Below are 25,271 nucleotides of genomic sequence, written 5' to 3'. Positions count from 1 at the left end.
CATCGTGCGTATTTCCACCGCTCAGTTCTATGAGTCGAGCGCTACCAGCTACACCAGCAACTTTGCCAACCTGATGAAGGTCAAGCAGCAGATCGACACCGGTGTGCGCATCCAGTCCGCCGGCGATGACCCGGTCGGCGCCGCGCGCCTGCTGCTGCTGCAACAGCAGCAGGCCCTGCTCAAGCAGTACGACGGCAACATGACCACGGTGAACAACTCGCTGCTGCAGGAAGAGAGCGTGCTGGCCACCATCAACGACGCCATGCAGCGCGCCAGCGACCTGGCCATTCGTGCCGGTGGCGCCGGGATCAGTGCGGCCGACCGCACCTCCATCAGCAGCGAGCTCAAGGAGATCGAAGCGAACATCTTCGGCCTGCTCAACTCGCGCGATGCCAATGGCGACTACATGTTCGGCGGCACCAAGACCTCGTCGCCGCCCTATGTGCGCAATGCCGACGGCAGCTACAGCTACCAGGGCGACCAGACCCAGCTGAGCCTGCAGGTGTCCGACACCCTGAAGCTGGCGACCAACGACACCGGCTTCAGCATCTTCGATTCGGCCAAGAACAAGAGCCGTACCGAGTCCACCCTGGTGGCGCCGCCGGTCGATGATGGCCGTGTCGCGGTCTCGCCGGGCCTGCTGACCTCGAGCAGTGCCTATAACAGCAATTTCAACACCGGCCAGCCGTACAAGGTCACCTTCACCAGTGCCACCCAGTACACCGTGACCGATGCCCTGGGTAACGACATCACTGCCGAAACCCCGACCAATGGCACCTTCGACAGCAAGGCCGAGGGCGGTAACCGCATCGCGTTCCGTGGTGTCGAGTTCGAGATCACCCTCTCGCTGCAGGAAGGCGATGACCCCAATACCGCCGTCGCCGGCCATGCATTCAGCCTGCAGGCGCGCCCCGACACCCTGACCACCGTCCGTGGTGCCGGCAACCCGTCGAGCGCGCAGGTCACCGGCGGTGCGGTGACCGACCCGGCGGCCTACCGCAGCACGTTCCCCGACAGCGGTGCGGTCATCAAGTTTACCGGTGCCAACACTTACGAGCTCTACGCGCAGCCTTTGACCGCCGACAGCAAGGTAGTGGCCAGCGGTACCTTCACCGCGCCGGCACTGACGGTGGCCGGTGTCACTTACCAGGTGTCCGGTACGCCGCAGGCGGGTGACCAGTTTGCGGTCAATGCCAACACCCACCAGAACCAGAGCGTGCTGGAGACCATCAGCCAGCTGCGTACCGCGCTGGATGCGCCGGGCACCGGTGCCGCGGCGAACACCGCGCTGAAGAACTCCATCGCCTCGGCGGTCGCCAACCTGGCCAGCGCCCGCGAACAGGTCGATATCACTCGCGGTTCCATTGGTGCGCGCGGTAACTCGCTCGACATCCAGCGCCAGGAAAACACCAGCCTGACCACCGCCAACAAGGCTACGCAGGACGCCATCGGCAACACCGACATGGCCGACGCGTCGATCATGCTGGCGCTGCATCAAGCCATGCTGCAGGCGTCGCAGCTGAGCTTCACGCAGATTTCCAAGCTGAGCCTGTTCAACCAGATGTAAGCGAACGGGTACCCAAAAGCCCCGGCCAGCCCCGCGCTGCCGGGGCTTTTTTGTGCCTGGTGCATGGCGCTGAGCGGCAGTTGGCAATAAATGAGTGTGACCAATGAGTCAAATCGCGCATCTTCCCTGTATTCTATGCGGCAGCTGCTGCAGCAATTTGTTACCGGTTCGCCAGTGACCTGCCTGACGTCGGCGTGTCACGGCCCCGGTAGTGGGCGCCCTCAAGTCATCGAGTGGCGGTCTTTGCCTGTTTTCATTGGGAAGCCAGAATGATTGGCATCAAAAGCATCGCGAGTTACGTGCCCACCGCTGGCCTGGACAACTACGTCCAGGGTGCGAAGTTCGGCAAGGACGAAGAGTTCATGTTCGGCAAGATCGGCGCGTCGTTCCTGCCGCGCAAGGCCGAAGAGCAAGAAACCTCCGACCTGTGCGTCGAGGCCGCCCGTGCCTTGTTCTCAAGCAACCCCGAGCTCGATCCGCAATCGATCGATGTGTTGATCGTGGTCACCCAGAACGGTGACGAAGAAGGGCTGCCGCACACCGCGGCCATCGTCCAGCACAAGCTGGGCCTTTCCACTCGGGTGGCGGCGTTCGACGTTTCGCTGGGCTGTTCCGGCTACGTCTACGGTCTGTACGCGATCAAGGGCTTCATGCAGGCGGCGGGGCTGAAGAACGGTCTCTTGATCACCGCCGACCCGTACTCGAAGATCGTCGACCCGGAAGACCGCAACACCACCATGCTGTTCGGTGATGCCGCCACCGCCACCTGGATGGGTGAGGATGCGGTGTGGCAACTGGGCGAGGCGCGTTTCGGTACCGACGGTTCCGGTGCCGAGCACCTGAAGGTCACCAATGGCAACTTCTTCATGAACGGCCGCCAGGTGTTCAACTTTGCCCTGATCAAGGTGCCGGCGCACCTGCATGAGCTGCTCGATGCCAGCGGCCTGCAGTCGGCCGATATCGATGCCTTCTGCATTCACCAGGGCAGCGCGGCGATCGTCGATGCGGTGGCACGACGCTTCGAAGAGCAGCACCCGGAGAAGTTCGTCAAGGACATGCTCGAAACCGGCAACACGGTGTCCTCCAGCGTGCCGCTGCTGCTGCAGAAGCACATGCTCGACAGCAGTTGGCAGCGCGTGGCCATCAGTGGCTTTGGCGTGGGCCTGTCGTGGGGCTCGGCGATTCTCTATCGCGGCTGATCCAACGTGGTCAAAAAAGCGCCTGGCGTACTCCGCCAGGCGCTTTTTTTTGCCTTCGAATCTGCGAGGCAAAGCCTTAACCCTCTGATTTCGTGGGGGTGGCAGCGTGATGGCATTTTTTTTTCGCAAATGCCCTCAAGCAACCCCCGCAAACGACGATAACCATTACGAAGGTTCTCTAGGCCATACCCGGCGGATGCCAGGGCCGGAAGCCGCAGTACCCATCCAACGAGGATTTCGTCATGGCTTTAACTGTAAACACCAACATTGCTTCGGTTACTACTCAGGTTAACCTGAACAAGGCCAGCAACGCCCAGACTACTTCGATGCAGCGCCTGTCTTCCGGCCTGCGCATCAACAGCGCCAAAGACGATGCTGCCGGCCTGCAGATCGCCAACCGTCTGACCAGCCAGATCAACGGCCTGGGCCAGGCAGTCAAGAACGCCAACGACGGTATCTCGATCGCCCAGACCGCCGAAGGCGCGATGCAGGCTTCGACCGACATCCTGCAGAAAATGCGTACCCTGGCTCTGTCCTCGGCCACTGGCTCCCTGAGCAACGATGACCGTAAGTCGAACAACGACGAATACCAGGCTCTGACCGCCGAGCTGAACCGTATCTCCGACACCACCACCTTCGGCGGCCAGAAGCTGCTGGACGGCTCGTACGGCACCAAGGCCATCCAGGTCGGCGCCAACGCCAACGAAACCATCAACCTGAGCCTGGAAAACGTTGCTGCCAGCAACATCGGTTCGCAGCAGGTCAAGAGCACCGCGATCGCCCCGAGCGTGAGCGGCCTGGCTGCTGGCAGCCTCTCCGTTACCGGCAACGGCCAGACCGCTACTGTCGCCTACGCTGCTGGTGCATCCGCCAAGAAGATCGCCAGCGATCTGAACGGCTCGATCGGTGGCCTGACTGCGTCCGCCAGCACTGAAGTCAAACTGAGCGTTACCGCTGCCACTCCGTCCAACTTCAAACTGGCTGTCGGTTCCAGCGGCACTGTTGACTTCGTGGGTGTGACTGACACTGCAGGCCTGGCCGACCAGCTGAAATCCAACGCTGCCAAGCTGGGTATCAGCGTTAACTACGATCAAACCAAAGGCACCCTGAGCATCAAGTCGGACACTGGCGAGAACATCTCCTTCTCGGCTGCTGACGCCAACGCCCAGGCCAACATCTCGATCGCTGCCAAAGACGGTTCCGGCAACTTCGCGACTCCTGCGGCTCTGGGTGGCGCTGCCATGGTGGTCACCGGCCAGGTTTCGCTGGACTCGGCCAAAGGCTTCTCGCTGGGCGGCGCTGCTGCTCTGTTCGGTACTGCCACCGTTACCTCGGCCAAGACCACCATCTCGCAAACCGACGTCACTGACGCCACCAAGGCTCAGAACGCCCTGGCCGTTATCGACAAGGCCATCGGTTCGATCGACAGCGTCCGTTCGGGCCTGGGTGCTACCCAGAACCGTCTGACCACCACCGTCGACAACCTGCAGAACATCCAGAAGAACTCCACCGCTGCCCGCTCCACCGTGCAGGACGTGGACTTCGCTTCGGAAACTGCAGAGCTGACCAAGCAGCAGACCCTGCAGCAGGCTTCGACCGCGATCCTGTCGCAGGCTAACCAGCTGCCATCCTCGGTCCTGAAACTGCTCCAGTAATTCAGGCGCCTGAGTAAAGGGTGGAAGGGCGCGTTTACGTGCCCTTTCACCTTTTTGACATGAGGAGTTCGCAGCATGGACATGAGTGTCAAGTTGAACCAGGTATACCCTTCGGTGCTGCCCCAGGCAGTGGCGACGGCCAAGGACCCGCTGACAGCGCCTGCCAAGGTGCAGGAGGCCGCGGCCCCTGAAGACAAGCCGCACACCCGCGAGGACCTGGAGAAAGCGGTGGGCGATATTCGCGATTTCGTCCAGTCGAGCCAGCGCAAGCTGGACTTCTCCATCGATGATTCAACCGGCCAGGTAGTGGTCAAGGTCATCGCCACCGAATCCGGTGACGTGATCCGCCAACTGCCGTCGGAAACCGCGCTGAAGCTGGCACAAAGCCTCAGCGAAGCTGGCAGCCTGCTGTTCGACGGCAAGGCATAAGCTGGCACGAATTTTGTTGCTACCGATTTTTGATGGATCTTTCCGCCAAGGATTCGGCAGCTACTGAACAAGGAGAGCAATGATGGCAGGTACAACAGTCAGCGGTATCGGATCGGGCATCGATACCCAGGCGATTGTGAAGTCCCTGGTGGACGCGCAGAAGGCGCCGAAGCAGGCACAGATCAATACCCAGACACTGAAGGCAACCACCACGTTGTCCTCTATCGGCAAGATCCAGGCAGCGCTGGATGCCTTCCGTGGCGCGCTGACCAGCATGACCAACGACAACAGCTTCGGTGGTTTGAGCTTGAAGTCGTCGGATGAAAAAGTTGCGACCATTACCGCAGGGGCGGGTGCCGCCAATGGTTCCTTCAACCTGATTGTGGATCAGCTGGCGTCCGCATCCAAAGTTTCCACCCGGGTCTTCACCGATGGCGCGAGCAGCGTGGTCAACCCTGGCACCAGTACGACCAAGCTGACCATCACCCAGAACGGCAAGGCTCACGACGTCAGCATTCCTGCGGGCGCCACGCTGCAGCAGGTGCGTGAGAACATCAACAGCCAGTTCGGTACGGCGGGCTTTAGTGCCAACATCCTGACCGATGCCTCGGGTTCGCGCCTGGTCATCACCTCCACCAAGATGGGTGTGGGTTCTGACATCACGCTGGGGGGCAATTCGGGTATCGACACGTCCTATACCGTTATTGAGCCGCCCAAGAATGCCAAGTACAAGCTCGATGGCATCGCCATGGAGTCCAAGAGCAATGACATCACCGATGCGGTGAGCGGCCTCAACATCAAGCTAGTGGGTACTTCGCCTACTGCGACCGGGGCAACCAGCCCTACGGTAACGACGTTGTCGCTGAGCACCAGTACCATTGCGTTGAAGTCCGGTCTCAAAGGCTTCATCGACACCTACAATGCATTGATTAAAGTGGTCAACGCGGAAACCAAGGTCACCAAGAATGCCGACGGCACCATGACTGCGGCGGCCCTGACCGGTGATGCATCCATGCGTGCGTTGATGACTTCCATCCGCGAAGAAATGAATGCGTTGTCTGGCAACGGCACCCTGAAGTCGCTTGCCGCGTTTGGCGTCACTACGGCTCAGGACGGTGGTGCACTGAGCCTGGACGACAAGAAGTGGGATAAGGTTGCTACGACCAACGGGGCTGACCTGACCAGTATCTTCAATGGCAAGGATGGCCTGCTGGCGCGCCTGCAAAGTGTCACCGAGCCTTACGCCAAGGCCGCCACCGGCACCCTGGCCGCGCGCAGCAAGACCCTGACCGAGAGCCTGACCAAGCTCAAGACCGAGCAGGACACCTTGGATACGCGCATGGAGGCCTTGCAAAAGAGCCTGCAGGACAAGTACAACAACATGGACTCCCTGGTCACCCAATTGCGCCAGCAGCAGAACAACGTGCTGGGCACGCTCAACGCCCTGAACAACGCCAAGAGCGACAAGTAATCAGTGATGGATGCGAATGGCCGGGCCTGATGCCCGGCCTTTTTGCACCGGCCGGTAAAGTTTTGACCATCCGGCCCGATACAGGGACTATCGAACCTTACGTTTTTTGCCCGTTACGAGGTCGCAAGATGAATCCCATGAGAGCCCTTCGCCAGTACCAGAAGGTCAATTCCCATGCCCAGATTTCCGAAGCCACACCCCATCGCCTGGTGCAGATGCTGATGGAAGGCGGGCTCGATCGCATGGCCCAGGCCAAGGGCGCACTGGCCCGTGGCGACATCGCCGAGAAAGGCCTGATGCTGGGCAAGGCGATCGACATCATCATTGGCCTGAGCGACGGCCTGGATGCGCAGAAGAGCCAAGACCCGGCTTACATCGAGCAGTTGTCCAGCCTGTATGCCTACATGACCAACCGCTTGATGCAGGCCAATATCGACAACGATCCGGCGATTATCGACGAAGTTGCGCAACTGCTGATCACCGTCAAGAGCGGTTGGGATGCCATCGCCGACGCACAGCAGGCCGGTTGAGCCGGTGGGGGAGAGCAAGGTGAATTGCGAGCTGCAACGATTCGACGAAACCCGAGAAGCGTTGCTCGCCGCCTTGGGCGCGCGGGACTGGGAAGCGATCGGCAGGCTCGATGAGAGCTGCCGGGGCTGTATCGACGACATGCTCAAGGCGCCGGCGCTGGACGAAGCGGTGGTCAAGGCGCGCCTTGAAGGCTTGTTGCAGGTCTACCGCGAACTGCTCGATGTGACCATGGGCGAACGGCAGGCCATCGCCGATGAAATGACGCAGATCAATCAAGCAAAGAATGCGTCGAAGGTTTACCATTTGTTCAGTTAAGATGCACCGAACTGAGTAAAAGGCGCCATAAATTTGACTGTTCAGGTCTTTTTGACTTAACTAGTGGCTGTTTTCGAAATTCAGACGTCCGAACACTGACCATTCAGTCGGGATGATGTCGCGCACGCCCGCCGGGCGCCGATATGACTAGGGAAGTTGTTATTGCATGTGGCGTGAAACCAAGATTCTCCTGATCGATGACGACAGCGCTCGCCGCCGCGATCTGGCGGTGGTCCTGAACTTTCTCGGCGAAGAAAACCTCCCGTGCTCCAGTGATGACTGGCAGCAGACGGTAGAGTCCCTGGCCTCCAGCCGCGAAGTGCTGTGCGTGCTGATCGGCGCGGTGAAAGCGCCGGCCAGTGTGCTGGGGCTCCTTAAGACAGTGGCCGCGTGGGATGAGTTCCTTCCGGTGCTGTTGTTGGGTGAAACTTCTTCTGCCGAATTCCCCGAAGAGCTGCGCCGTCGCGTGCTGTCCAACCTCGAGATGCCGCCGAGCTACAGCCAGGTACTCGATTCGCTGCACCGCGCCCAGGTCTATCGCGAGATGTACGACCAGGCCCGCGAGCGTGGCCGCCAGCGCGAGCCCAACCTGTTCCGCAGCCTGGTAGGCACCAGCCGTGCCATCCAACATGTGCGGCAGATGATGCAACAGGTGGCCGACACCGACGCCAGCGTGCTCATCCTCGGTGAGTCCGGCACCGGCAAGGAGGTGGTGGCGCGCAACCTGCACTACCACTCCAAGCGCCGTGAGGCACCCTTCGTGCCGGTCAACTGCGGGGCGATTCCGGCAGAGCTGCTTGAAAGCGAACTGTTCGGTCACGAGAAGGGCGCCTTCACCGGAGCCATAACCAGCCGTGCCGGGCGTTTCGAGCTGGCCAACGGCGGTACGCTGTTCCTCGACGAAATCGGCGACATGCCGCTGCCGATGCAGGTCAAACTGCTGCGGGTGCTGCAGGAGCGCACGTTCGAGCGCGTGGGCAGCAACAAGACGCAAAGCATTGATGTGCGCATCATCGCTGCGACCCACAAGAACCTCGAGAGCATGATCGAGGACGGGACCTTCCGCGAGGACCTGTACTACCGCCTCAACGTCTTCCCCATCGAGATGGCGCCGCTGCGTGAGCGCGTCGAAGACATCCCGCTGCTGATGAACGAGCTGATCTCGCGCATGGAGCACGAGAAGCGCGGCTCGATCCGTTTCAATTCCGCCTCGATCATGTCGCTGTGCCGGCATGGCTGGCCGGGCAACGTGCGTGAGCTCGCCAACTTGGTGGAGCGCATGGCGATCATGCACCCGTACGGGGTGATCGGCGTGTCGGAGCTGCCAAAGAAATTCCGCTATGTCGATGACGAAGACGAGCAGTTGGTGGACAGCCTGCGCAGCGACCTCGAAGAGCGCGTGGCGATTAACGGCCACACGCCGAACTTCGCCAATCACGCGATGCTGCCGCCGGAAGGGCTGGACCTCAAGGACTACCTCGGTAGCCTGGAGCAGGGCCTGATTCAGCAGGCGCTGGACGACGCCAACGGTATCGTTGCGCGTGCGGCTGAACGTTTGCGTATTCGTCGCACTACCCTGGTCGAAAAAATGCGCAAGTACGGCATGAGCCGCCAAGGCGGCGAGGACCAGGCGGAGGATTGACGCCTGGCTCCGCTCCCACAGGGATAGCGCAGACTTCATGCGTTGCATCAATCCTGTGGGAGCGCTTCCTTCACGGGTAAGTGCGCCCACACGGGCTCTACGCAGCGCTTGAAGCTTACGCTACCCCTGTGGGAGCGGGCTTGCCCGCGAAGAGGCCGCAGCAGGCACTCTAAATCTCCAAATCCCCATCTGCGCCACGGCTATCGCTTCACTGCTGACTGTTGAGCAGTGATGGCGGTCGCCCACACGCGCGCACAATGCCCTTGACCGAATCGCGCTCGCTGGGCTCTTTTAGCAGGCGCAGGCAACGAACCAGCAATCATTGCAAAATCCCTAGCGACAAACCGATTCCGCAGCGTGCGCCATTGTGAAGCAGGCATGCGTTTTGCTTTGGCTAGCATAAAGGGCCAGGGGACAGTTTTTTGTCACCCCTCCGACCAATGCGGACCAACAGCATAATGAAAGCAGTCATTCTGGCCGGTGGGCTGGGCACACGCATCAGCGAAGAATCCCACCTGCGCCCCAAGCCGATGATCGAAATAGGCGGCAAACCGATCATCTGGCACATCATGAAGATCTACTCCCACTACGGTATCAACGACTTCGTCATTTGCCTGGGCTACAAGGGCTACGTGATCAAGGAGTACTTCGCCAACTACTTCCTGCACATGTCGGACGTGACCTTCGACATGGCGGAAAACCGCATGGATATCCACAACCGCCATGCCGAACCCTGGCGGGTGACGCTGGTGGACACCGGGGAAAACACGGCCACCGGTGGCCGTCTCAAGCGCGTCCGTGAGTACGTTGGCAATGAGACCTTCTGCCTGACTTACGGCGACGGCGTGTCCGACGTCGATATTCCCCGACTGATCGACTTCCACCGACAGCACGGCAAGCTGGCCACGGTTACCGCCGTACAGCCGCCGGGGCGTTATGGCGCGTTGGATGTGCGGGGCGAGCAGGTGCGCGGCTTCCAGGAAAAACCGCTGGGCGACGGTGGTTGGATCAATGGCGGCTTCTTCGTGCTCGAGCCGGCCGTGCTCGATTACATCGAGGGCGATGGCACCACCTGGGAATACGAGCCCATGCGTCGTCTGGCCGAGCAGGGCCAGTTGATGAGCCACCTGCACCGTGGCTTCTGGCAGGCGATGGATACCCTGCGTGATCGCACGCTGCTCGAAGCACACTGGAAAAACGGCGAAGCGGCATGGCAGCTATGGCGCTGAATCCCGCGTTCTGGGCGGGGCGCCGAGTCCTGTTGACCGGGCATACCGGCTTCAAGGGCGGCTGGCTGGCGGTATGGCTGCGCCAGCTGGGCGCCGAGCTGCGCGGCTTTGCCTTGCCCGCTGCAACCACGCCATCGCTGTGGCAGGTCGCGCACTTGCAACAGCAGGTACCTGGCGATTTCGCCGATATCCGCGATGCCTCGGCCTTGCTCAGCGCCTTGCAGGATTTCCAGCCCGAACTGGTGCTGCATCTGGCCGCTCAGCCGCTGGTGCGTGAGGCCTACCGTGCGCCAGCCGATACCTACGCCACCAATGTCATGGGCACGCTCAACCTGCTCGAAGCGGTGCGTGCCACGCCTTCGGTTCGTGCGGTGCTGGTGGTGACCACGGACAAGTGCTACGAGAACCGCGAGTGGCCCTGGCCCTACCGAGAGCAGGACGCCCTGGGCGGCTTCGATCCCTACAGCAGCAGCAAGGCCTGTGTCGAACTGCTGTGCGCGAGCTACCGCGACTCTTTTTTGCGTGCCGGCGGTGTGGCCCTGGCCACGGCGCGCGCTGGCAACGTGCTGGGTGGCGGGGACTGGTCTGCCGAGCGCCTGCTGCCGGACATCTTCCGCGCCTGGCAGGGCGGTCAGGAGGTAGTCCTGCGTTACCCCGAGGCGACGCGCCCCTGGCAGCACGTGCTCGACCCGCTGATGGGCTACCTGCAGTTGGCGCAGGGATTGTTCACTGACGCCGAACAGCATGCCGCAGCCTGGAACTTCGGCCCTGACAGCGCAGGGCTGGCCACTGTCGGCGAGATCGTCCAACAGCTTGCCGAACGCTGGCCAGGCGAGGCGCGCTGGTCGGTTGCCAGCGATGCCCAGCCGCACGAGGCGAGTCTGCTGGCGCTGGACTCCAGCAAGGCGCGGCAGGGGCTTGGCTGGTCGCCGCGCTGGTCGCTGGATGACACCCTGAAACATACCCTGGACTGGCATCTGGCCTGGCGCGCAGGGCGTGACATGAACATCGTTACCCGCGAGCAGCTCGCGGTTCACCAAGGCGGAACCCATGAGTGACAGTACGGCGCAACAGTTGCGCCAACAGATTGCCGAGCTGGTCGGCCGCTATGCCGAGCTGCAAATGGCCCCCAAACCCTTCGTGGCGGGCCAGAGCAGTGTTCCGCCTGCCGGCAAGGTGATTGGTGCGGGCGAGCTGCAGGCGATGACCGAGGCCGTGCTGGATGGCTGGCTCACCACCGGCCGCTTCAACGAGGCGTTCGAGAAGCGCCTGGGCAAGTACCTGGGGCGCCGCTGCGTACTCACCACCAACTCCGGTTCTTCGGCCAACCTGCTGGCGTTTTCCGCCCTGACCTCGCCACGTCTCGGCGACCGGGCGATCAAGCCTGGCGATGAGGTGATCGGCGTTGCCGCCGGTTTCCCGACCACGGTCAACCCGATCCTGCAGTTCGGCGCGGTACCGGTGTTCGTCGATGTCGAGATGGGCACCTACAACATCAACCCCGCGCTGATCGAAGCCGCCATCGGCCCGAAGACCAAGGCCATCATGCTGGCCCACACTTTGGGCAACCCCTTCGACCTGAGTGTGATCCGCGCCCTGTGCGACAAGTACGGCCTGTGGCTGATCGAAGACTGCTGCGATGCCTTGGGTTCCACCTACCAGGGGCGCATGGTCGGCACCTTCGGCGACATCGGTACCCTCAGCTTCTACCCGGCACACCACATCACCATGGGCGAGGGCGGGGCAGTGTTCACCGACTCGCCGTTGCTCAAGCGCATCATCGAGTCGTTCCGCGACTGGGGCCGTGATTGCTACTGCCCGCCGGGCGAGGACAACACCTGCAGCAAGCGCTTCTGCTGGCAGCTGGGTAGCCTGCCGCAAGGTTACGACCACAAGTACACCTACTCGCACCTGGGCTACAACCTGAAGATCACCGACATGCAGGCCGCCTGCGCATTGGCGCAGATGGATCGGGTCGATGATTTCGTGGCCGCGCGCAAACGCAACTTCGCCTGGCTCGGCGAGCGCCTGGCCGGTTGCGCGGACAAACTGATCCTGCCGCAGGCCACCCGCGACAGTGACCCCTCCTGGTTTGGTTATCCGATCACCCTGCGCGATGGCTGTGGCGTAAAGCGCGTCGAGCTGTTGCGCTACCTGGATGAACAGGGCGTGGGCACACGCCTGCTGTTCGCGGGTAACCTGACTCGCCAGCCCTACATGCAGGGGCAGCGATACCGGGTTGCCGGTGAACTGCCGGTCACCGACAAGATCATGAACGACACGTTCTGGATCGGCCTCTGGCCGGGCTTGAGCGATGAGCATCTGGAGCATGCTGCGCGCAGTCTGGAAACCTACCTGCAGAGGTTGTGCTGATGCGCGCCTACGTCCTGTGTGGCGGTTTCGGTACACGGCTGCGCAGCGTCACCGACGCGCAGAAGGCCCTGGTGCCCGTTCGCGGTGAGCCCTTTCTGGCGCGCGTATTGAGCCAGTTGGCCCGTGCCGGCATCAGCGAAGGCGTGCTGTGCGCGCACTACCGCGCCGAGCAGGTGGCCGAGCAGCTTGATGAGTTGTCTCGCCATGCCGGGCTGCCATTGTCGCTGGTGGTGGAGCAGAGCCCTCTGGGAACGGGGGGAGCATTGCTCAACGCGTTGCGCGAGCAGCCTGCCCACGGGCGGTACCTGGTACTCAACGCCGACACCTTTGTGGACGCGGAAGGTTATCGGCAGATGGTTCTGAGCGAAGGCAATGCCGTGCTGGCAGCGCGGGTCGATGACCGCGGCCGATACGGCAGCCTGGCGCTCGATGCCACAGGGCACCTGGCCGGGCTGCAGGAAAAAGGCCTGCAGGGGCCTGGCCTGATCAACGCCGGGGTGTACGCCTTCACTGCACCGGCCTTCGTCGCCACACCCGTTCGCGCATGCTCCATGGAGCACGATCTGTTGCCCGAGCTGCTCCAGCGAGAGGCCGTCTGCGTTGTCGATTACAGCGGGCGCTTCATCGATATCGGCACGCCAGAATCACTCGCGCGCTACACCCACGAATTTTTTCCGGATACAGCGCTATGAGCCTGTTGGTGCAGACCCTGAGCATTGGCGAACGCCAGAGTATTCTCGATGCGGTCAAGTGCATCGAGGCAGGCGCCTTGCAGATCGCCTTTGTGGTGGCCGACGACCAGCGCTTGCTGGGGGTGGTGACCAACGGTGATGTACGTCGCCACTTGCTGCAGGGTGGGCAGACCGACCTGCCGGTAACGACTTGTATGAACAGCCATTACCGTGCCGTTCAGGCCGGTGCGTCGCGGGAGGAGTTGCTCAAGGCGTTCGACCTCGGCTTCAACGCCATCCCGGCCGTGGATGAGCAGGGGCGCCTGGTTGAAGTTTACACCCGCCTCATGGCGGCCAGCCCGGAAGTGCCGGTGCTGGCGCGTGCGCGTGCGCCGGTGCGCATGAGCTTTTGCGGTGGGGGGGCGGACCTGACCTATTTCTTCATCGATCACCCGGCCGCGGTGCTCAGCTGTACCGTCGGCCTTTATGCCCACGCCACCCTGGTGCCTCGGGGCGACCGTGGCATCCGCATTTTCTCCGAGGACCTGGGGCGCGAGGAGGTTTACGACTCCCTGGCTGACCTGCTGGCCGCCAGTGAAAAAAGCCTGCTGGCGACCATCGTTTCGGTGATCAAGCCGCAATACGGCTTCGACCTCTACCTGCGCTCGGATTTTCCTGTTGGCTCCGGGCTGGGCGGCTCCTCTGCTGCCACCACGGCCACCATCGCGGTCTTCAACGAACTGCGCCAGGATCGCTGGAGCACCTATGAGATCGCCGAACTGGCGTTTCAGGCCGAGCGTCTGTGCTTCGGCATTGCCGGCGGCTGGCAGGACCAGTACGCCTCGGCTTTCGGCGGCTTCAACCTGATCGAGTTCGAGAACCAGCGCAACCTGGTCCACCCGATTCGCCTGGAAGATGCGATCCGCAATGAGCTGGAGTCCTGCCTGGTGTTGTGCGATACCGGCATTTCCCACGATTCCGGCCGCCTGCATGACCTACAGCGCGAGGAGATGCAGGCCGAGTGCGCGCAAACCGACCTGCTCCACGCCAGCGTTGCGCTCTGCCGGCGCATGCACCGCTATCTGATTCGCGGCGAGCTGCGCGATTTCGGCCTGTGCCTGGACGAAGCCTGGCGCCTGAAAAAGCGCTTTTCCTCGGCCATCAGCCATGGGCACCTCGATGATATCTACGCTGCCGCACTGGCGGCCGGCGCGCTCGGCGGCAAGCTGCTGGGCGCAGGTGGCGGTGGCTTCTTCCTGTTCTACGTACAACCCCAGCATCGCCAGCGCGTGGTGCATGCGGTGCGCGCACTGGGCTGCGAGACTCAAGGCTTCCGCTTCGAGTCCTGCGGTGTTACTTCCTGGCGGACGAAAATCCAATGACCCCAATTATTCTCGACGGCATCGCCCTGGGTGGCGAGCGTGTCTATGTCATCGCCGAAGCCGGCAACAACCACAACGGCTCGCTGGCATTGGCCAGGCAACTGGTGGATGCCGCCGTTGCGGCGGGTGCCGACTGCGTCAAGTTCCAGCTGCGTAACCGCGAGGCGCTGTACCGGCGCAAGGCCGATGGCTCGCGTGCCGAGGACCTCGGTGTGGAGTACATCCAGGACCTGCTGGACAAGGTCGAGCTGAGCCTCGACGAGCACCGCCAGCTGCGTGCCTACTGTGCGCAACAGGGCATCACCTACCTGTGCACCCCCTGGGATGAGCCCAGTGTCGATGCCCTGGCCCAGTTCGACGTGGCGGCCCTGAAAATCGCCTCGGCCGACCTGTCCAACCCCTACCTGATCGCCAAGGCGGCCAGCCTGGGCAAGCCGCTGATCCTGTCCACCGGCATGTCCTTCGAGCACGAAATCATCCGTGCCATCGAACAGCTCAATGCGCTGGGCACGCCCTTTGCGCTGCTGCACTGCAACAGCGCCTACCCGGCGCCGGAGTCGGATATCCAGCTCGGCTATTTGCGCCGCCTGCAAGAGCTGCATGGCCTGATCGGCTATTCCGGCCATGAGCGCGGTATCGCCATTACCCTCGGTGCTGTGGCCCTGGGCGCCAAGCTTGTGGAGCGCCACATTACCCTGGACCGCAACATGGAAGGCCCGGATCACCTGGCCAGCCTGGAACCTACCGAATTCCGCCAACTGGTGGACGGCATTCGCCAACTTGAACTGGCGTTGCCTTGGCAAGGCCCCGGCCGTCATGCCAGCCAGGGTGAATTGCTCAACCGCGAGAACCTCGGCAAGAGCGTGATCGCAGCCCGTGAGATCCCCCGTGGCGCGGTCCTGGAGCAGGGTATGCTGCGCATCGCCAGCCCCGGCCAGGGCTTGGCGCCGTACCGGCTGCCGGAGCTGTTGGGCAAGCCGGCCCAGCGCGACATCGCCCAGGGCGATTTCCTGTTCGAGAGCGACCTGCAGGAACAGCCTGCCGAGCAGAAACTGGCGTTCGACATGCCGATTCGCTGGGGCGTGCCGGTGCGCTACCACGACTTCCTCGACTACCGTCGGCGCATCGAACCGGACCTGTTCGAGTTCCACCTGTCCTACCGCGACCTCAGCCTGAAACCGCAGCCCTTCCTGGCCGAGGTGGCGTGTTCGCGCCTGGTGGTACACGCCCCTGAGCTGTTCGAGAACAGCGAGCTGCTGGACCTGGTCGCGGACGACCAGGCCTACCGCCAGCGCTCCATCGACAACCTGCAGCGTGTGGTCGATGCCACCCTGCAGATCGGCGAGTTCTTCCCCGCAGCCGATGCCCGGCTGATCGTCGCCAACATCGGCGGTTTCTCCGCCGACCAGCCCCGCCCGCTGGCCATGCGCCCCGAACTCTACGAGCGGTTCCATGAAGCCTGCCGCCAGGTGGATTTCGCCGGCACCGAGCTGATCCCGCAGAACATGGCGCCGTTCCCCTGGCACTTCGGCGGCCAACGCCACCAGAACATTTTCATGATGCCCGACGAGCTGGCGGCCCAGGCCCGCGAGCACGGCCTGCGCCTGTGCCTGGACCTGTCGCACCTGCAGATGACCTGCTTCCACTTCGGCCTCGACTTCCAGGCCGCGCTGGCGCTGCTGCTGCCGCACTCGGCGCACCTGCACGTGGCCGACGCCAAGGGCACCAATGGCGAAGGCGTGCTAATGGGCACCGGCGACATCGACTGGCCGGCCAGCTGGGCACAGATTCGCCAACATCCCGAGGTCAGCTTCATTCCTGAAGTCTGGCAAGGGCACAAGGATCACGGGGCCGGCTTCTGGTCGGCGCTGCAGTATTTGACGCGGCTTGCTTAAACGCCGGTTTCGAGGGGGAATTCAAGGTGACACAAACTATCCGTGTAGCGGATTACATCATGGAGCGCCTGGCGCGTTTGGGCGTGGGGCAGGTCTACTTCCTGCCAGGTGGCGGTGCCATGCACCTTAACGACGCTCTGGGGCGCCACCCCGAGCTGGAACCGGTGCTGTGCTTGCACGAGCAGGCTGCGGCCATTGCCGCCGAAGCCGCCGGCAAGCTTACCGGTGGGCCGGCGGCCTGCATGACCACCTGTGGCCCGGGGGCGACCAATACGGTGACCGCAGTGCTCGGTGCCTGGTTGGACTCGACACCGGTGTTCTTCGTGTCCGGCCAGGTAAAAAGTGCCGACCTTAAAGCCGGTACAGGCCTGCGCATGCTGGGCGTGCAAGAAGCCGACATCGTTTCGATTGTCGAGCCGATCACCAAGGCGGCCGTCACCCTGACCGATCCCGAAGCGGTAGCCGAGGTCTTCGACCGGCTCGAGCATGCAGCACTCAGCGGGCGCCGCGGCCCGGTATGGCTGGATGTACCGCTGGACGTGCAGGCTGCTCGGATTGACCCTGCGACCTTGCGCCGGGCACCGTTGCCTGAGGCCACCGAGCAACCGGACATCAGCGCGGCGGTCGCGCAAACCCTGAGTTTGCTGCGCCAGGCCAAACGCCCGGGCATCATCGCCGGTAGCGGTATTCGCATGGCGGGTGCGGTCGAAGCATTCAACCAGTTGATCGAAGCTGCGGGCGTACCGGTCATGCCGACCTGGCTGGCCATGGACATCATCGAAGACGAGCATCCGCTTTATGGTGGCCGTCCTGGTTCCATTGCCCCGCGCTGGGCCAACTTTGCCCTGCAGAACTGCGACTTGCTGATCGTCCTTGGCTCGCGTCTGGACATGGCATTGACTGCTTACAACCATGCTCACTTCGCGCCGTATGCGAAAAAGGTCGTGGTGGATATCGATCCTGCGGAAATCGCCAAGTTGCAGATGCCCATCGAGGTATCGGTGGTCTCTGATGTCAAACCTTTCATCGAGGCGTTGGCGGCAGAGGTTTGCCGTGATCGCCTGCCATCCTACGCGCACTGGCTGGCACGCATCGCTGACTGGCGCCAGCAATACCCGCTGCTGCAGAGCGAGCATGCCGACGACAGCCAGGGCGTGAGCATGTACTACTTCACTGACCAGCTGTCCTCGCTGCTCAATGAAGGTGACGTGATCGCGCCGGGCAGTTCGGGTTTCGCCTCCGAGTTGTTCCTGCTCAACCTGCGCCTCAAGAAGGGCCAGCGTTGCTTCCACAACCGTGGCACGGGCTCGATGGGCTTTGGCATTCCGTCTGCAATCGGCGCGTGCCTGGCCTCCGGGCGCAAGCCGACCGTGTGTGTTGAAGGTGATGGTGGTTTGCAGTTGAACATCCAGGAGCTGGCGACCCTGGCCGCGCAGAAGCTGCCGGTCAAATGCTTCGTCATCAACAATCAGGGCTATGCCTCGATTCGTGCGTCGCAAAGTGCACATTTCAAACTGCTGGTCGGTGCCGATGCCACCAGCGGCCTGCAACTGCCGGATCTGGCCCAGTTGGCCAGTGCTTACGGCGTGGGTTATGCGCGCATCGAGTCGCATGCCGATCTGCAGGCCAGCCTGCAGGCTGTGCTGGAGCGCGATGGCCCGGTGATCTGTGAGGTGCTGGTACAGGTCGAAGAGCCACGGATACCGCGCGTCATGACCCGCATGGATGAAAATGGCAAGCCGGTAACCGGTGCCCTGGAGGATTTGTATCCGTTCCTCAGCCGTGAAGAGCTGGCGCAGCAGATGGCCGTTTCGCTTGAGCCTCAGGTATGAGCCTATATGAGACTGTGCGTCACTGCACGCTAATGGCCTTCAGCTGTGAAAGTGGGGCGTATGGGATGAATGAGTGCGTAGCGCAGATCAGCGACTACCGCTTCCTTCATAACCCCAATGGTCATGCCATTCTGATCAAGGTAGCGGATCATGGCCAATGAGTTCGGATTCGACCAGTTGCTGATTTATGGCGCCAGGCTTGCCGGGCGGCGAGTACGGGATTATCTGGTTACTCGTGGACAAAGCGTGGATTCTTTTCTCGACCGCGATGAAAGCCTAGAGGAAGTGGACGGTTTGCCTGTCGTCAGCGCTCAGCACTGGGCTGCCAATCATGACCCGGCTAAGGCCTGTGTGTTGATCGGTGTGTTCAACGCCCATGTGGATACCAGAACCATTTTTGATGATCTGGAAACCCTGGGGTTTGGCCGCATAGTCAGCCTTGTCGAATTCGTACGGCTTTATCCAGAAGGTCAGCCTTTTCGTTACTGGCTGGTTGCCCCAGCATTTTATGAACAGCATGCATCGCGTATTGCAGCGTTGCGTGTTGCTCTGGAGGATGAAGCCAGCAAACAGCTGTTGGACGCGATAGTCGAGTACCGCACTCTGGGGGATCCGCGCTGTCTTCCTGCGCTGGCGGGGCAGCAGTATTTCCCGACAGACTTGCCGCGCTTGCCGGAACCGCTTCGATTTATCGACTGCGGCGCTTACATCGGCGATACCGTTCAGGCGTTGTTGGCTGGAGGGTTTGGTTTCGCCGGTCTGGCGACATTCGAGCCGGATTTGGACAACTACCGTCATCTGACGGCGCAGCTTGGTAAAGTCCCGGGCGCGATCCACTTTCCTTGCGGTGTTTCAGACAGTAATCGCTTGAGTGGATATGACCCCAGCTTGGGCGCAGGTGGCCACCTTGTCGAGTCGGGCGGGAATCCTGTGTGCTGTGTGCGCCTGGATGATGCTTTACCAGGATTCGCGCCGAACTTCGTCAAGATGGATATCGAGGGCGAAGAACCGGCAGCTTTGCGCGGCGCGGAGGGCCTGTTGCAGGCACATCGTCCGCACCTGGCCATCAGCATCTATCACCGTGCGGAACACCTTTGGGAAATTGCCGAGCAGCTGCAAGGCTACGAATTGGGCTACCGCTATTACCTGCGCTGTCACTCGCCGAGTACCTTTGATGCAGTGCTTTACGCGGTGCCTGGGAAACCTTGAAAAATCCCATGTCTTCGTTAGCTCATATGTTTTTTCATCAGCAAAATGCGTGACGGTCGTTTTGCAAGGAAATTGGAAGTGCGGTCAATGAATAAACCATCCACGATAGACGAACCGGTCGTCATTTATGGGGGCGGTCAGATAGGTGTTGGCTTTTGTCGACGCTTGATGCAATGCGGCGTGAAGGTTCGCGCCATCATTGATCGTAATCCGGAAGGCGTAGTGAATTCGCCCGTGCCGGTGATGCGCATAGAAGAGTGCATTCAGAGGGGCGGCAATGCGCTGGTGTTTGTGGCAATAGGCAATGGCCTTGCCCACCCGCCAATTGCGCGAGCCTTACGCAGTGTGGGCTTTACCAGTATTTTGCACCTGCCAGTGTTTCTGCGAGGTGATAGAGCGGCGGCCATGACGCGAGCATGGAACGCGTTTTATTCTGGTGATCATGCAGTGTCGTTCTGCAGTTTCGATGAGCTGTATACCGTGCGTGCCGATGACTATATATTGAGCACGTTGTCGGATTATGTGTCTGCAATCGTGCACAAGGATTATGTATATACCGTGAGGCGATCCTATGAAGGGATCGATCACGATTACGTTGACTACTTTAAATGGCAAGATCAGGGTCAGGACGTAATCGATAGAACGACCAATGTCCGGTTGGATGATCCGGTAGTTGAAGCGCTTCTTCCATTTGGCACGTTGTTCAGCAAAGAGCAGCTGGACTTCTACCGTGGGAAAACCTTTTTTGATATGGGCGATTATTATCGTGAGGCTGCGACTGTCGCGGTGTTTGATGGAGCCTTGCATCGTTTCAATATCTTGGATGGCTCTCACCGTGCCCTATATCTGGAGCGTCAGGGGTTCAATGGTATTCCCCTTAAAATGAAGCGGGCGGAATGGGAGGCCTATTTCCGGGAGCACCAAGCGCAGGCGTTGATGAATTATTGCAAGCATATGCAATCGCTCCCGGCTGTCGTCAAGCATCCTGCTTTCATGTCATTCCCGGTAATGGAGCGTGAACCGGATGCAGAGTTCTTGCGTCTGGTCGAGGGGGTATGCCCGTCATGATGTGGACTGCTGAAACGCCAGTCATACTGTATGGTGCCGCACACCGTGGGACGATGGTCTCGCGCTTTCTCAGGGGGCGTTGCAATGTCACGGGTTTTATTGACAAGCGTGCAGCAGAGATAAACAGCCACGAGGGGTTGCCAGTCACCCTTGTCGCACAGGCTAACAAAGCTGCACTCGTTATCGTTTGTGTAAATAATATTTTTGAGCACGAAAGTATAGCGATGAGCTTGGCTGCAGAGGGCTTCGAACGTGTTGTCTTTTGCCCGGTAAATGGCTCCAACATGGTATGGCGATCCGCTGAGGATCGGACGAAGATGGCAAAGGTTCATAGCGATGTCATCGGCGAGCAGCTGAACTTGCCCGTTGAGATTCCCGTGTTGAATGGACTGTTTCATCCGGCGTACAAGGATGATGCGCTGATCAGTGACGAAGAGGGAGAGGTGCTGGCGTGGATACCTGCCTGGTTGGTCTGTGCCCGCAGAAACGGTAATGGCCTGTTCCAAGACAGTCCGGTGCTTACCCTGTTCCCTTATCTGGAACTGTTCAAGTGGTTTGATGGCGAGGCTGGCGCTAACCCGGATCACTACATCGATCTTTACTGTCGCAACGCTGCTGATCAATTCGGTATCGCGCAAACCCCTGCGTGGGTGGAGAACGTGCTTCGAAGTCGTAGGCAGGTGTATGAGCGCATGCGACAAACCGAATCCGTCGACCCTTTGTTCTTTCTGAATCATGCGGTGAACGCTGATTGGAACAATGATGAAAGTCACTTCAACATGGACAGTGGCAAGCACCGTGCAGCGTTCCTGATCCATCGCAAGCGATCACTTGTTCCGCTAAAACTGGCCAATGCGGACTATGAGGCATACCTCAATCGGCCCGCGTTGAAAGCACTGGTCGATTGCATGCTGCGCTCAAACATCACCGAACTGCCTTATCCGGTGATGCATTCGTACTTTCTGAGAGTTCCCTATCGCGCAGACAGCGCTTTTTATGAAGCGTTGCTGAAGTCATGTCGCGCCCTCGTGCTGAAAAATTTCAGTGAGACCGGCAGGGTTAGCCTCAGCGGCGTTCGACTGCGGGCAGAAAGCGCTGATCTTGAGCCATTGGCACAAGCGTTTGCCGTGCTGGGGTGTTCAGTCCAGCACGGTTATCAAGAAAGCGAGTTTGACCGAGCTGTCAGGGATTTGTATCGCATCTCCGATCGCTTTGCACGGTCGGACGATGTGCCGGATGCGTGTGATTTTGTACTGGATGAGTGGGTGGCTCGATAATGCGTGCGCAACTAGTAGATGTGTGTGCGAAGCCTGATTTGCAGCAGCAGGTGGACGATGTCATTGAGCGAATGGAGCGGCACTGCCCAGTGCGCATTGTGTGCTACTCGCTGATGGGCTCCATACCTCTTGGTATGGGCAATGCTTCGTCTGATTATGATTTGCTGGCATTTTACCAGCCGCACAAGGCCATAAGCTCAGATCAGTACGACGTCATCAATAATAAAACCCCTCTGCTGGGGGCGGCGCATATTGCCGGGCAGGTGAATTTGCTGCTGGCTGACAGTGAGTTGTGTTCCTTGAAGTTTGTGGATATGCCTGAGGCGGTTTTCGCTCAGGACTACCCTCATCACCTGAATTCACTGACAGTTCATGATCGTGCGTTTGATATCTCGGTGGTGCCTGGTAACACCTCACCCAAGGTGGCCTCGATTTTTTCCGATATGTTTTATTACGGCGGCGGTGTGCTGACCGATCGCCTGGGTACGGTTCGAAATAATTTTTCGGAAATGAAGCACTTTCTGCGCGTCTATGATTTTTGCAAGCGCCGGTTTGTGACAACGTATGGACGGCTTCAGTACTACCTTGTCGAGCAAGGCAATGTCAGGCTGCGTACCTATTTGCAAAGCATCAACGATATATTGGCCATTGAGTACGCACTCGATCGCCTCGACGTGCCGCCGGCTGATGTCTCGGTGATGTTGAATTATCTTGATGATGCGCAGGTGCTGGATATTGCCCGGCGCTATGTCGAGATTAACAGTAGCGCCACGATTGCAAAGGAAAAGCTACTGCTCGATCCAAACCCGATCTTGAATCAATGGATTGCCGAGAAGCTGGAGCGTATAAGGCCGCGCTTGGTGGATTTGTACCCGCAACGCGCCCATGCACTTTTCAACGTCGTTATTGATTGACAAGGGCGAGCGCATTTTTCAGGTGCTTGGTTGGTTTTTTGTTGCAGGATGGCAGCCCCTGGCCGTTCTGATCTGTTAGGCAGGTAATAAGATGAATGCTGGCTTGTCCTTGTGCGGTGCCGATTTTTCCAAGATGCAGAAAGGTGGCATCTATTCCTTCGCACTTGCGTCAGGCCAGCGTGTGCCGGTTTGCTGGTCGGATGCGCTGCTGCGTGATGCTCAAGACCATATCGTGGTCAGGCAGCCATCAAGGCTGCAGGCTCTATCGCGCCTTGATGACTACCCCAATATCAAGCGCTTGCTGGACTCGCAGGCCGGCCTGGCCGATTTGGCGGCGTTCAAGCGCCAGGCCCGCGACTGGCTGAATGAGGGGTTCTATATCTTTGGCGCCTTCAAGGTCGGTTTGCGCTTGGCACGTCACGCGCAATTGCTGAGTCTTGAGGTCAAAGGATTTATCGACAATGACCGCGCCAAGGACGGAGGTTCATTGGAAGGGCTTTCGATTGCTCATCCTTCCAGTCTTTCACTTGAGAACGCCGTCGTCGTCGTTGCCAGTGGCAGGCATGGCAACGCCATTTCCAGGCAATTGAGCCAGGTGCCTGGGATTCGCCTGGTCAACATGCATGAGTTTCTGTACGCACTTGATGGCCCGGGGCCGGGCTTGGGGTGCGAGCAATTTTCAAGTTTTGTCGAAGCGCCGTTGCATGACCCTTGGCGTTTCATCTCTGCGTTCCTGTGCCTGGATGACGAGCCGTCACGGCTGGTTTTTGATGCGTTGATCGGCATGCGAACTCGCCTGTCGATCGCCTGTGCAGAACAGGCCAAGTCGCCTTGGGATGAAGAGTATTTCGACAAGGCATTTGTACGGCCTGAACAAGCGGCGCGCTTCGTGGACGCCGGTGCGGCAGCTGGCGATACCCTGCATCGCCTGGAGCAACGTTTTGGGCCGGTCGAGCAGGCTTGGCTGTTTGAGCCCGAATTGCCGGCGTACTACGAAGCGCTCAAGAGTGTCGCCGATCGCCCTGATGTCTGGCTGTTCAACATGGGCCTGGACGAAGTGCCCAGCCGAGCCGTCTATCAGCCTGAGTTGACCTATGACATTGCCGGCGAGTTGAGCAGTGATGTACCGGCAAACATCACCTCTTTCATTCAGGGCGTGCCGCTGGATGCCGTGGTGCCGGGTAAGGTGGGTTTGTTCAAGCTCGACATCGAGGGCATGGAAGCCTCTGCTTTGCGGGGGGCACGTACGATCATCGCGCGCGACAAACCCGTGTTGGCGGTCTGTGCCTATCATCGCTCCGACGATTATTGGTGCTTGATGGATGAAGTGCAGTCCATCCGCGCTGACTACAGAGTGGGCATTCGTTTGTACGCGGACATTCTTGAAGACATCACCCTGTATTTCTATTAGCGCAGTGGGCCGCGGCGGCATTTCCACACCTCGTTCCATATATCCATGAGCGCCTGACGCCAATGCCTAGTTTTTCCTTGCATTCACCCATTATCAGCAGCGCGTTGCAGGCCATACCTTCCACGCTGGGTCTGCATAACGCGCTGGCTGGGCAACACGTGTTGATCACCGGCGGTACCGGTTTTTTTGGCTTGTGGTTGTTGGCGTTGTTTCAACAACTGAACCAGCAAGGCGCAGGGGTGACGGTCACTGTTCTGTCACGCAACCCATCGCGTTTTCTGGATGCACGGCCTTTGTACCGCGATTGCGCCTGGCTGCATTGGGTCAGTGGTGATGTGCGTGATCTGCTGGCCGTTGCGGGGCAGCCTGTGAACCTGATCATTCATGCGGCAACCGATACGTCCTCGGCGGCTCATGGCAAACCGTTGGAAATCTTCGACACCATCGTTACCGGTGCGCGCCGGGTACTCGACCTGGCGGTGCGTGATCGTGCACGCGTGCTTTTGACGGGCTCGGGTGCGCAGTATGGGGCTTTGCGGGCAGGGGAAGATCAGGCTGCCGGGATCGCCGAAGGCTTCATTGGCGCTTGTGCCAGCAACAGCGCGGGGAGTGCCTATGCCGAAGGCAAGCGGGCACAGGAAACCTTGGGCGCGATTTATGCACAGGCCCACGGCATTGACGTAATCATGGCGCGCTGCTTTGCCTTTTCCGGGCCTGGTCTGCCGCTCGATGGCCATTTTGCCATTGGCAACTTCGTTCGTGATGCCCTCTGTGCGGATGAGGTCGTGATCCGCTCTTGTGGCACCGCGGTCCGTAGCTATTTGCACGGTGCAGATTTGGCTGCCTGGCTGCTCGCGTTGCTCGTGAACGGTAAGGCTGGTGAAGCCTACAACGTTGGTTCCGATCAGGCGATCAGCATTGCAGATTTGGCGCATCGCGTTGTTTCGCGAGTGGCGCAAGGAAAGCAGGTGCGGATCATGGGGCGTACCGAGGGTTCGGCGCCCTCATTTTATGTACCGGATATCAGCCTTGCCCGCGGGGTGGGGCTGGATGTCTGGACCACCCTGGATCAGTCGATAGACAGCATGGCTGTCTGGGCGAAATCCATGGGTTATGGCATTTGAATTTCAACGAGGCTGCGTGTGAGCGAGGCCGTGACAGAGGGGATGCGGGATGGATTGGGCCTCAATTGCAGGCGGTA

At 60.3% G+C, this 25,271-nt stretch carries 21 protein-coding genes; all 21 read left to right on the top strand.

Translation table 11 applies throughout. The features are described from left to right. Positions 1–4: 4 nt before the first annotated feature. The 21 genes from L6D77_RS08215 (at position 5) to L6D77_RS08115 (ending at position 25,194) form a co-directional block, all read left to right on the top strand. The gene (locus tag L6D77_RS08215) at positions 5–1,567 is read left to right on the top strand and encodes a flagellar hook-associated protein 3 (RefSeq protein WP_232882808.1); all 1,563 of its coding nucleotides are present in this window, start codon (positions 5–7) and stop codon (positions 1,565–1,567) included. Positions 1,568–1,836: 269 nt separating this feature from the next. Beyond that, complete coding sequence (locus L6D77_RS08210; RefSeq protein ID WP_232882809.1) at positions 1,837–2,766, top strand: ketoacyl-ACP synthase III; 930 nt, start codon at positions 1,837–1,839, stop codon at positions 2,764–2,766. Positions 2,767–3,008: 242 nt separating this feature from the next. Next, the gene (locus L6D77_RS08205) at positions 3,009–4,421 is read left to right on the top strand and encodes a flagellin N-terminal helical domain-containing protein (protein WP_232882810.1); all 1,413 of its coding nucleotides are present in this window, start codon (positions 3,009–3,011) and stop codon (positions 4,419–4,421) included. 75 nt (positions 4,422–4,496) lie between these two features. Beyond that, the gene (locus L6D77_RS08200; protein WP_232882811.1) at positions 4,497–4,850 is read left to right on the top strand and encodes a flagellar protein FlaG; all 354 of its coding nucleotides are present in this window, start codon (positions 4,497–4,499) and stop codon (positions 4,848–4,850) included. 82 nt (positions 4,851–4,932) lie between these two features. Then, positions 4,933–6,321 (top strand): flagellar filament capping protein FliD, encoded by a 1,389-nt coding sequence (fliD, locus tag L6D77_RS08195; RefSeq protein ID WP_232882888.1) that lies wholly within the window; start codon positions 4,933–4,935, stop codon positions 6,319–6,321. Positions 6,322–6,449: 128 nt separating this feature from the next. Then, positions 6,450–6,851: a flagellar export chaperone FliS gene (fliS, locus tag L6D77_RS08190; RefSeq protein WP_232882812.1), complete on the top strand. Its 402-nt coding sequence runs from the start codon at positions 6,450–6,452 to the stop codon at positions 6,849–6,851. Positions 6,852–6,870: 19 nt separating this feature from the next. Beyond that, positions 6,871–7,167, top strand: a complete 297-nt coding sequence (fliT, locus tag L6D77_RS08185; protein WP_232882813.1) for a flagellar protein FliT — start codon at positions 6,871–6,873, stop codon at positions 7,165–7,167. Positions 7,168–7,333: 166 nt separating this feature from the next. Beyond that, entirely contained in the window at positions 7,334–8,809 is a 1,476-nt protein-coding gene (gene fleQ / locus L6D77_RS08180; protein ID WP_232882814.1) for a transcriptional regulator FleQ, read from the top strand. Positions 8,810–9,267: 458 nt separating this feature from the next. After that, the gene (rfbF, locus tag L6D77_RS08175) at positions 9,268–10,038 is read left to right on the top strand and encodes a glucose-1-phosphate cytidylyltransferase (protein WP_232882815.1); all 771 of its coding nucleotides are present in this window, start codon (positions 9,268–9,270) and stop codon (positions 10,036–10,038) included. Next, positions 10,020–11,096 carry a CDP-glucose 4,6-dehydratase gene (rfbG, locus tag L6D77_RS08170; protein WP_232882816.1) on the top strand — a complete coding sequence of 359 codons (1,077 nt, stop codon included), beginning with the start codon at positions 10,020–10,022 and terminating at the stop codon, positions 11,094–11,096. The genes rfbF and rfbG overlap by 19 nt, the downstream gene beginning before the upstream one ends. Next, positions 11,089–12,411, top strand: a complete 1,323-nt coding sequence (gene rfbH / locus L6D77_RS08165; RefSeq protein ID WP_232882817.1) for a lipopolysaccharide biosynthesis protein RfbH — start codon at positions 11,089–11,091, stop codon at positions 12,409–12,411. The genes rfbG and rfbH overlap by 8 nt, the downstream gene beginning before the upstream one ends. Further along, positions 12,411–13,103: a sugar phosphate nucleotidyltransferase gene (locus L6D77_RS08160; protein ID WP_232882818.1), complete on the top strand. Its 693-nt coding sequence runs from the start codon at positions 12,411–12,413 to the stop codon at positions 13,101–13,103. The genes rfbH and L6D77_RS08160 overlap by 1 nt, the downstream gene beginning before the upstream one ends. Then, positions 13,100–14,464, top strand: a complete 1,365-nt coding sequence (locus tag L6D77_RS08155) for a GHMP family kinase ATP-binding protein (RefSeq protein WP_232882819.1) — start codon at positions 13,100–13,102, stop codon at positions 14,462–14,464. The genes L6D77_RS08160 and L6D77_RS08155 overlap by 4 nt, the downstream gene beginning before the upstream one ends. Then, the gene (locus L6D77_RS08150; protein WP_232882820.1) at positions 14,461–16,359 is read left to right on the top strand and encodes an N-acetylneuraminate synthase family protein; all 1,899 of its coding nucleotides are present in this window, start codon (positions 14,461–14,463) and stop codon (positions 16,357–16,359) included. The genes L6D77_RS08155 and L6D77_RS08150 overlap by 4 nt, the downstream gene beginning before the upstream one ends. A 26-nt stretch (positions 16,360–16,385) precedes the next feature. Beyond that, positions 16,386–18,191: a thiamine pyrophosphate-binding protein gene (locus L6D77_RS08145; protein WP_275094582.1), complete on the top strand. Its 1,806-nt coding sequence runs from the start codon at positions 16,386–16,388 to the stop codon at positions 18,189–18,191. A 150-nt stretch (positions 18,192–18,341) separates the two neighbouring features. Continuing rightward, positions 18,342–19,400, top strand: a complete 1,059-nt coding sequence (locus L6D77_RS08140) for an FkbM family methyltransferase (RefSeq protein WP_236170034.1) — start codon at positions 18,342–18,344, stop codon at positions 19,398–19,400. 87 nt (positions 19,401–19,487) lie between these two features. Next, the gene (locus L6D77_RS08135) at positions 19,488–20,468 is read left to right on the top strand and encodes a hypothetical protein (protein WP_232882822.1); all 981 of its coding nucleotides are present in this window, start codon (positions 19,488–19,490) and stop codon (positions 20,466–20,468) included. Then, on the top strand, positions 20,456–21,745 hold the full coding sequence (locus L6D77_RS08130) for a hypothetical protein (protein WP_232882823.1): 1,290 nt from the start codon (positions 20,456–20,458) through the stop codon (positions 21,743–21,745). Before L6D77_RS08135 ends, L6D77_RS08130 begins: the two co-directional genes overlap by 13 nt. Then, a complete protein-coding gene (locus L6D77_RS08125; protein WP_232882824.1) occupies positions 21,745–22,659 on the top strand; it encodes a nucleotidyltransferase domain-containing protein in 915 nt (304 codons plus the stop codon). Before L6D77_RS08130 ends, L6D77_RS08125 begins: the two co-directional genes overlap by 1 nt. Positions 22,660–22,750: 91 nt before the next feature. Next, on the top strand, positions 22,751–24,070 hold the full coding sequence (locus L6D77_RS08120; RefSeq protein ID WP_232882825.1) for an FkbM family methyltransferase: 1,320 nt from the start codon (positions 22,751–22,753) through the stop codon (positions 24,068–24,070). Between the two features lie 62 nt (positions 24,071–24,132). Next, positions 24,133–25,194, top strand: a complete 1,062-nt coding sequence (locus L6D77_RS08115; protein WP_232882826.1) for an NAD-dependent epimerase/dehydratase family protein — start codon at positions 24,133–24,135, stop codon at positions 25,192–25,194. Positions 25,195–25,271: the final 77 nt, after the last annotated feature.

Source organism: Pseudomonas parasichuanensis (assembly GCF_021601385.1).
GTDB classification, from domain to species: Bacteria; Pseudomonadota; Gammaproteobacteria; order Pseudomonadales; family Pseudomonadaceae; genus Aquipseudomonas; species Aquipseudomonas parasichuanensis.
Note: the sequence above shows the minus strand (reverse complement) of the source record. Positions and strands in the feature narration are given on the sequence as shown.

What these genes read in the sequence shown, in the direction of transcription:
- fliD (WP_232882888.1), top strand. Translation starts at nt 4,933, where the DNA reads ATGGCAGGTACAACAGTCAGCGGTATCGGATCGGGCATCGATACCCAG.
- L6D77_RS08125 (WP_232882824.1), top strand. Translation starts at nt 21,745, where the DNA reads ATGCGTGCGCAACTAGTAGATGTGTGTGCGAAGCCTGATTTGCAGCAG.
- L6D77_RS08135 (WP_232882822.1), top strand. Translation starts at nt 19,488, where the DNA reads ATGAATAAACCATCCACGATAGACGAACCGGTCGTCATTTATGGGGGC.
- L6D77_RS08210 (WP_232882809.1), top strand. Translation starts at nt 1,837, where the DNA reads ATGATTGGCATCAAAAGCATCGCGAGTTACGTGCCCACCGCTGGCCTG.
- L6D77_RS08200 (WP_232882811.1), top strand. Translation starts at nt 4,497, where the DNA reads ATGGACATGAGTGTCAAGTTGAACCAGGTATACCCTTCGGTGCTGCCC.
- L6D77_RS08205 (WP_232882810.1), top strand. Translation starts at nt 3,009, where the DNA reads ATGGCTTTAACTGTAAACACCAACATTGCTTCGGTTACTACTCAGGTT.
- rfbG (WP_232882816.1), top strand. Translation starts at nt 10,020, where the DNA reads ATGGCAGCTATGGCGCTGAATCCCGCGTTCTGGGCGGGGCGCCGAGTC.
- rfbF (WP_232882815.1), top strand. Translation starts at nt 9,268, where the DNA reads ATGAAAGCAGTCATTCTGGCCGGTGGGCTGGGCACACGCATCAGCGAA.
- fliS (WP_232882812.1), top strand. Translation starts at nt 6,450, where the DNA reads ATGAATCCCATGAGAGCCCTTCGCCAGTACCAGAAGGTCAATTCCCAT.
- rfbH (WP_232882817.1), top strand. Translation starts at nt 11,089, where the DNA reads ATGAGTGACAGTACGGCGCAACAGTTGCGCCAACAGATTGCCGAGCTG.
- L6D77_RS08150 (WP_232882820.1), top strand. Translation starts at nt 14,461, where the DNA reads ATGACCCCAATTATTCTCGACGGCATCGCCCTGGGTGGCGAGCGTGTC.
- L6D77_RS08160 (WP_232882818.1), top strand. Translation starts at nt 12,411, where the DNA reads ATGCGCGCCTACGTCCTGTGTGGCGGTTTCGGTACACGGCTGCGCAGC.
- L6D77_RS08115 (WP_232882826.1), top strand. Translation starts at nt 24,133, where the DNA reads ATGCCTAGTTTTTCCTTGCATTCACCCATTATCAGCAGCGCGTTGCAG.
- L6D77_RS08130 (WP_232882823.1), top strand. Translation starts at nt 20,456, where the DNA reads ATGCCCGTCATGATGTGGACTGCTGAAACGCCAGTCATACTGTATGGT.
- L6D77_RS08140 (WP_236170034.1), top strand. Translation starts at nt 18,342, where the DNA reads ATGGCCAATGAGTTCGGATTCGACCAGTTGCTGATTTATGGCGCCAGG.
- L6D77_RS08120 (WP_232882825.1), top strand. Translation starts at nt 22,751, where the DNA reads ATGAATGCTGGCTTGTCCTTGTGCGGTGCCGATTTTTCCAAGATGCAG.
- L6D77_RS08155 (WP_232882819.1), top strand. Translation starts at nt 13,100, where the DNA reads ATGAGCCTGTTGGTGCAGACCCTGAGCATTGGCGAACGCCAGAGTATT.
- fleQ (WP_232882814.1), top strand. Translation starts at nt 7,334, where the DNA reads ATGTGGCGTGAAACCAAGATTCTCCTGATCGATGACGACAGCGCTCGC.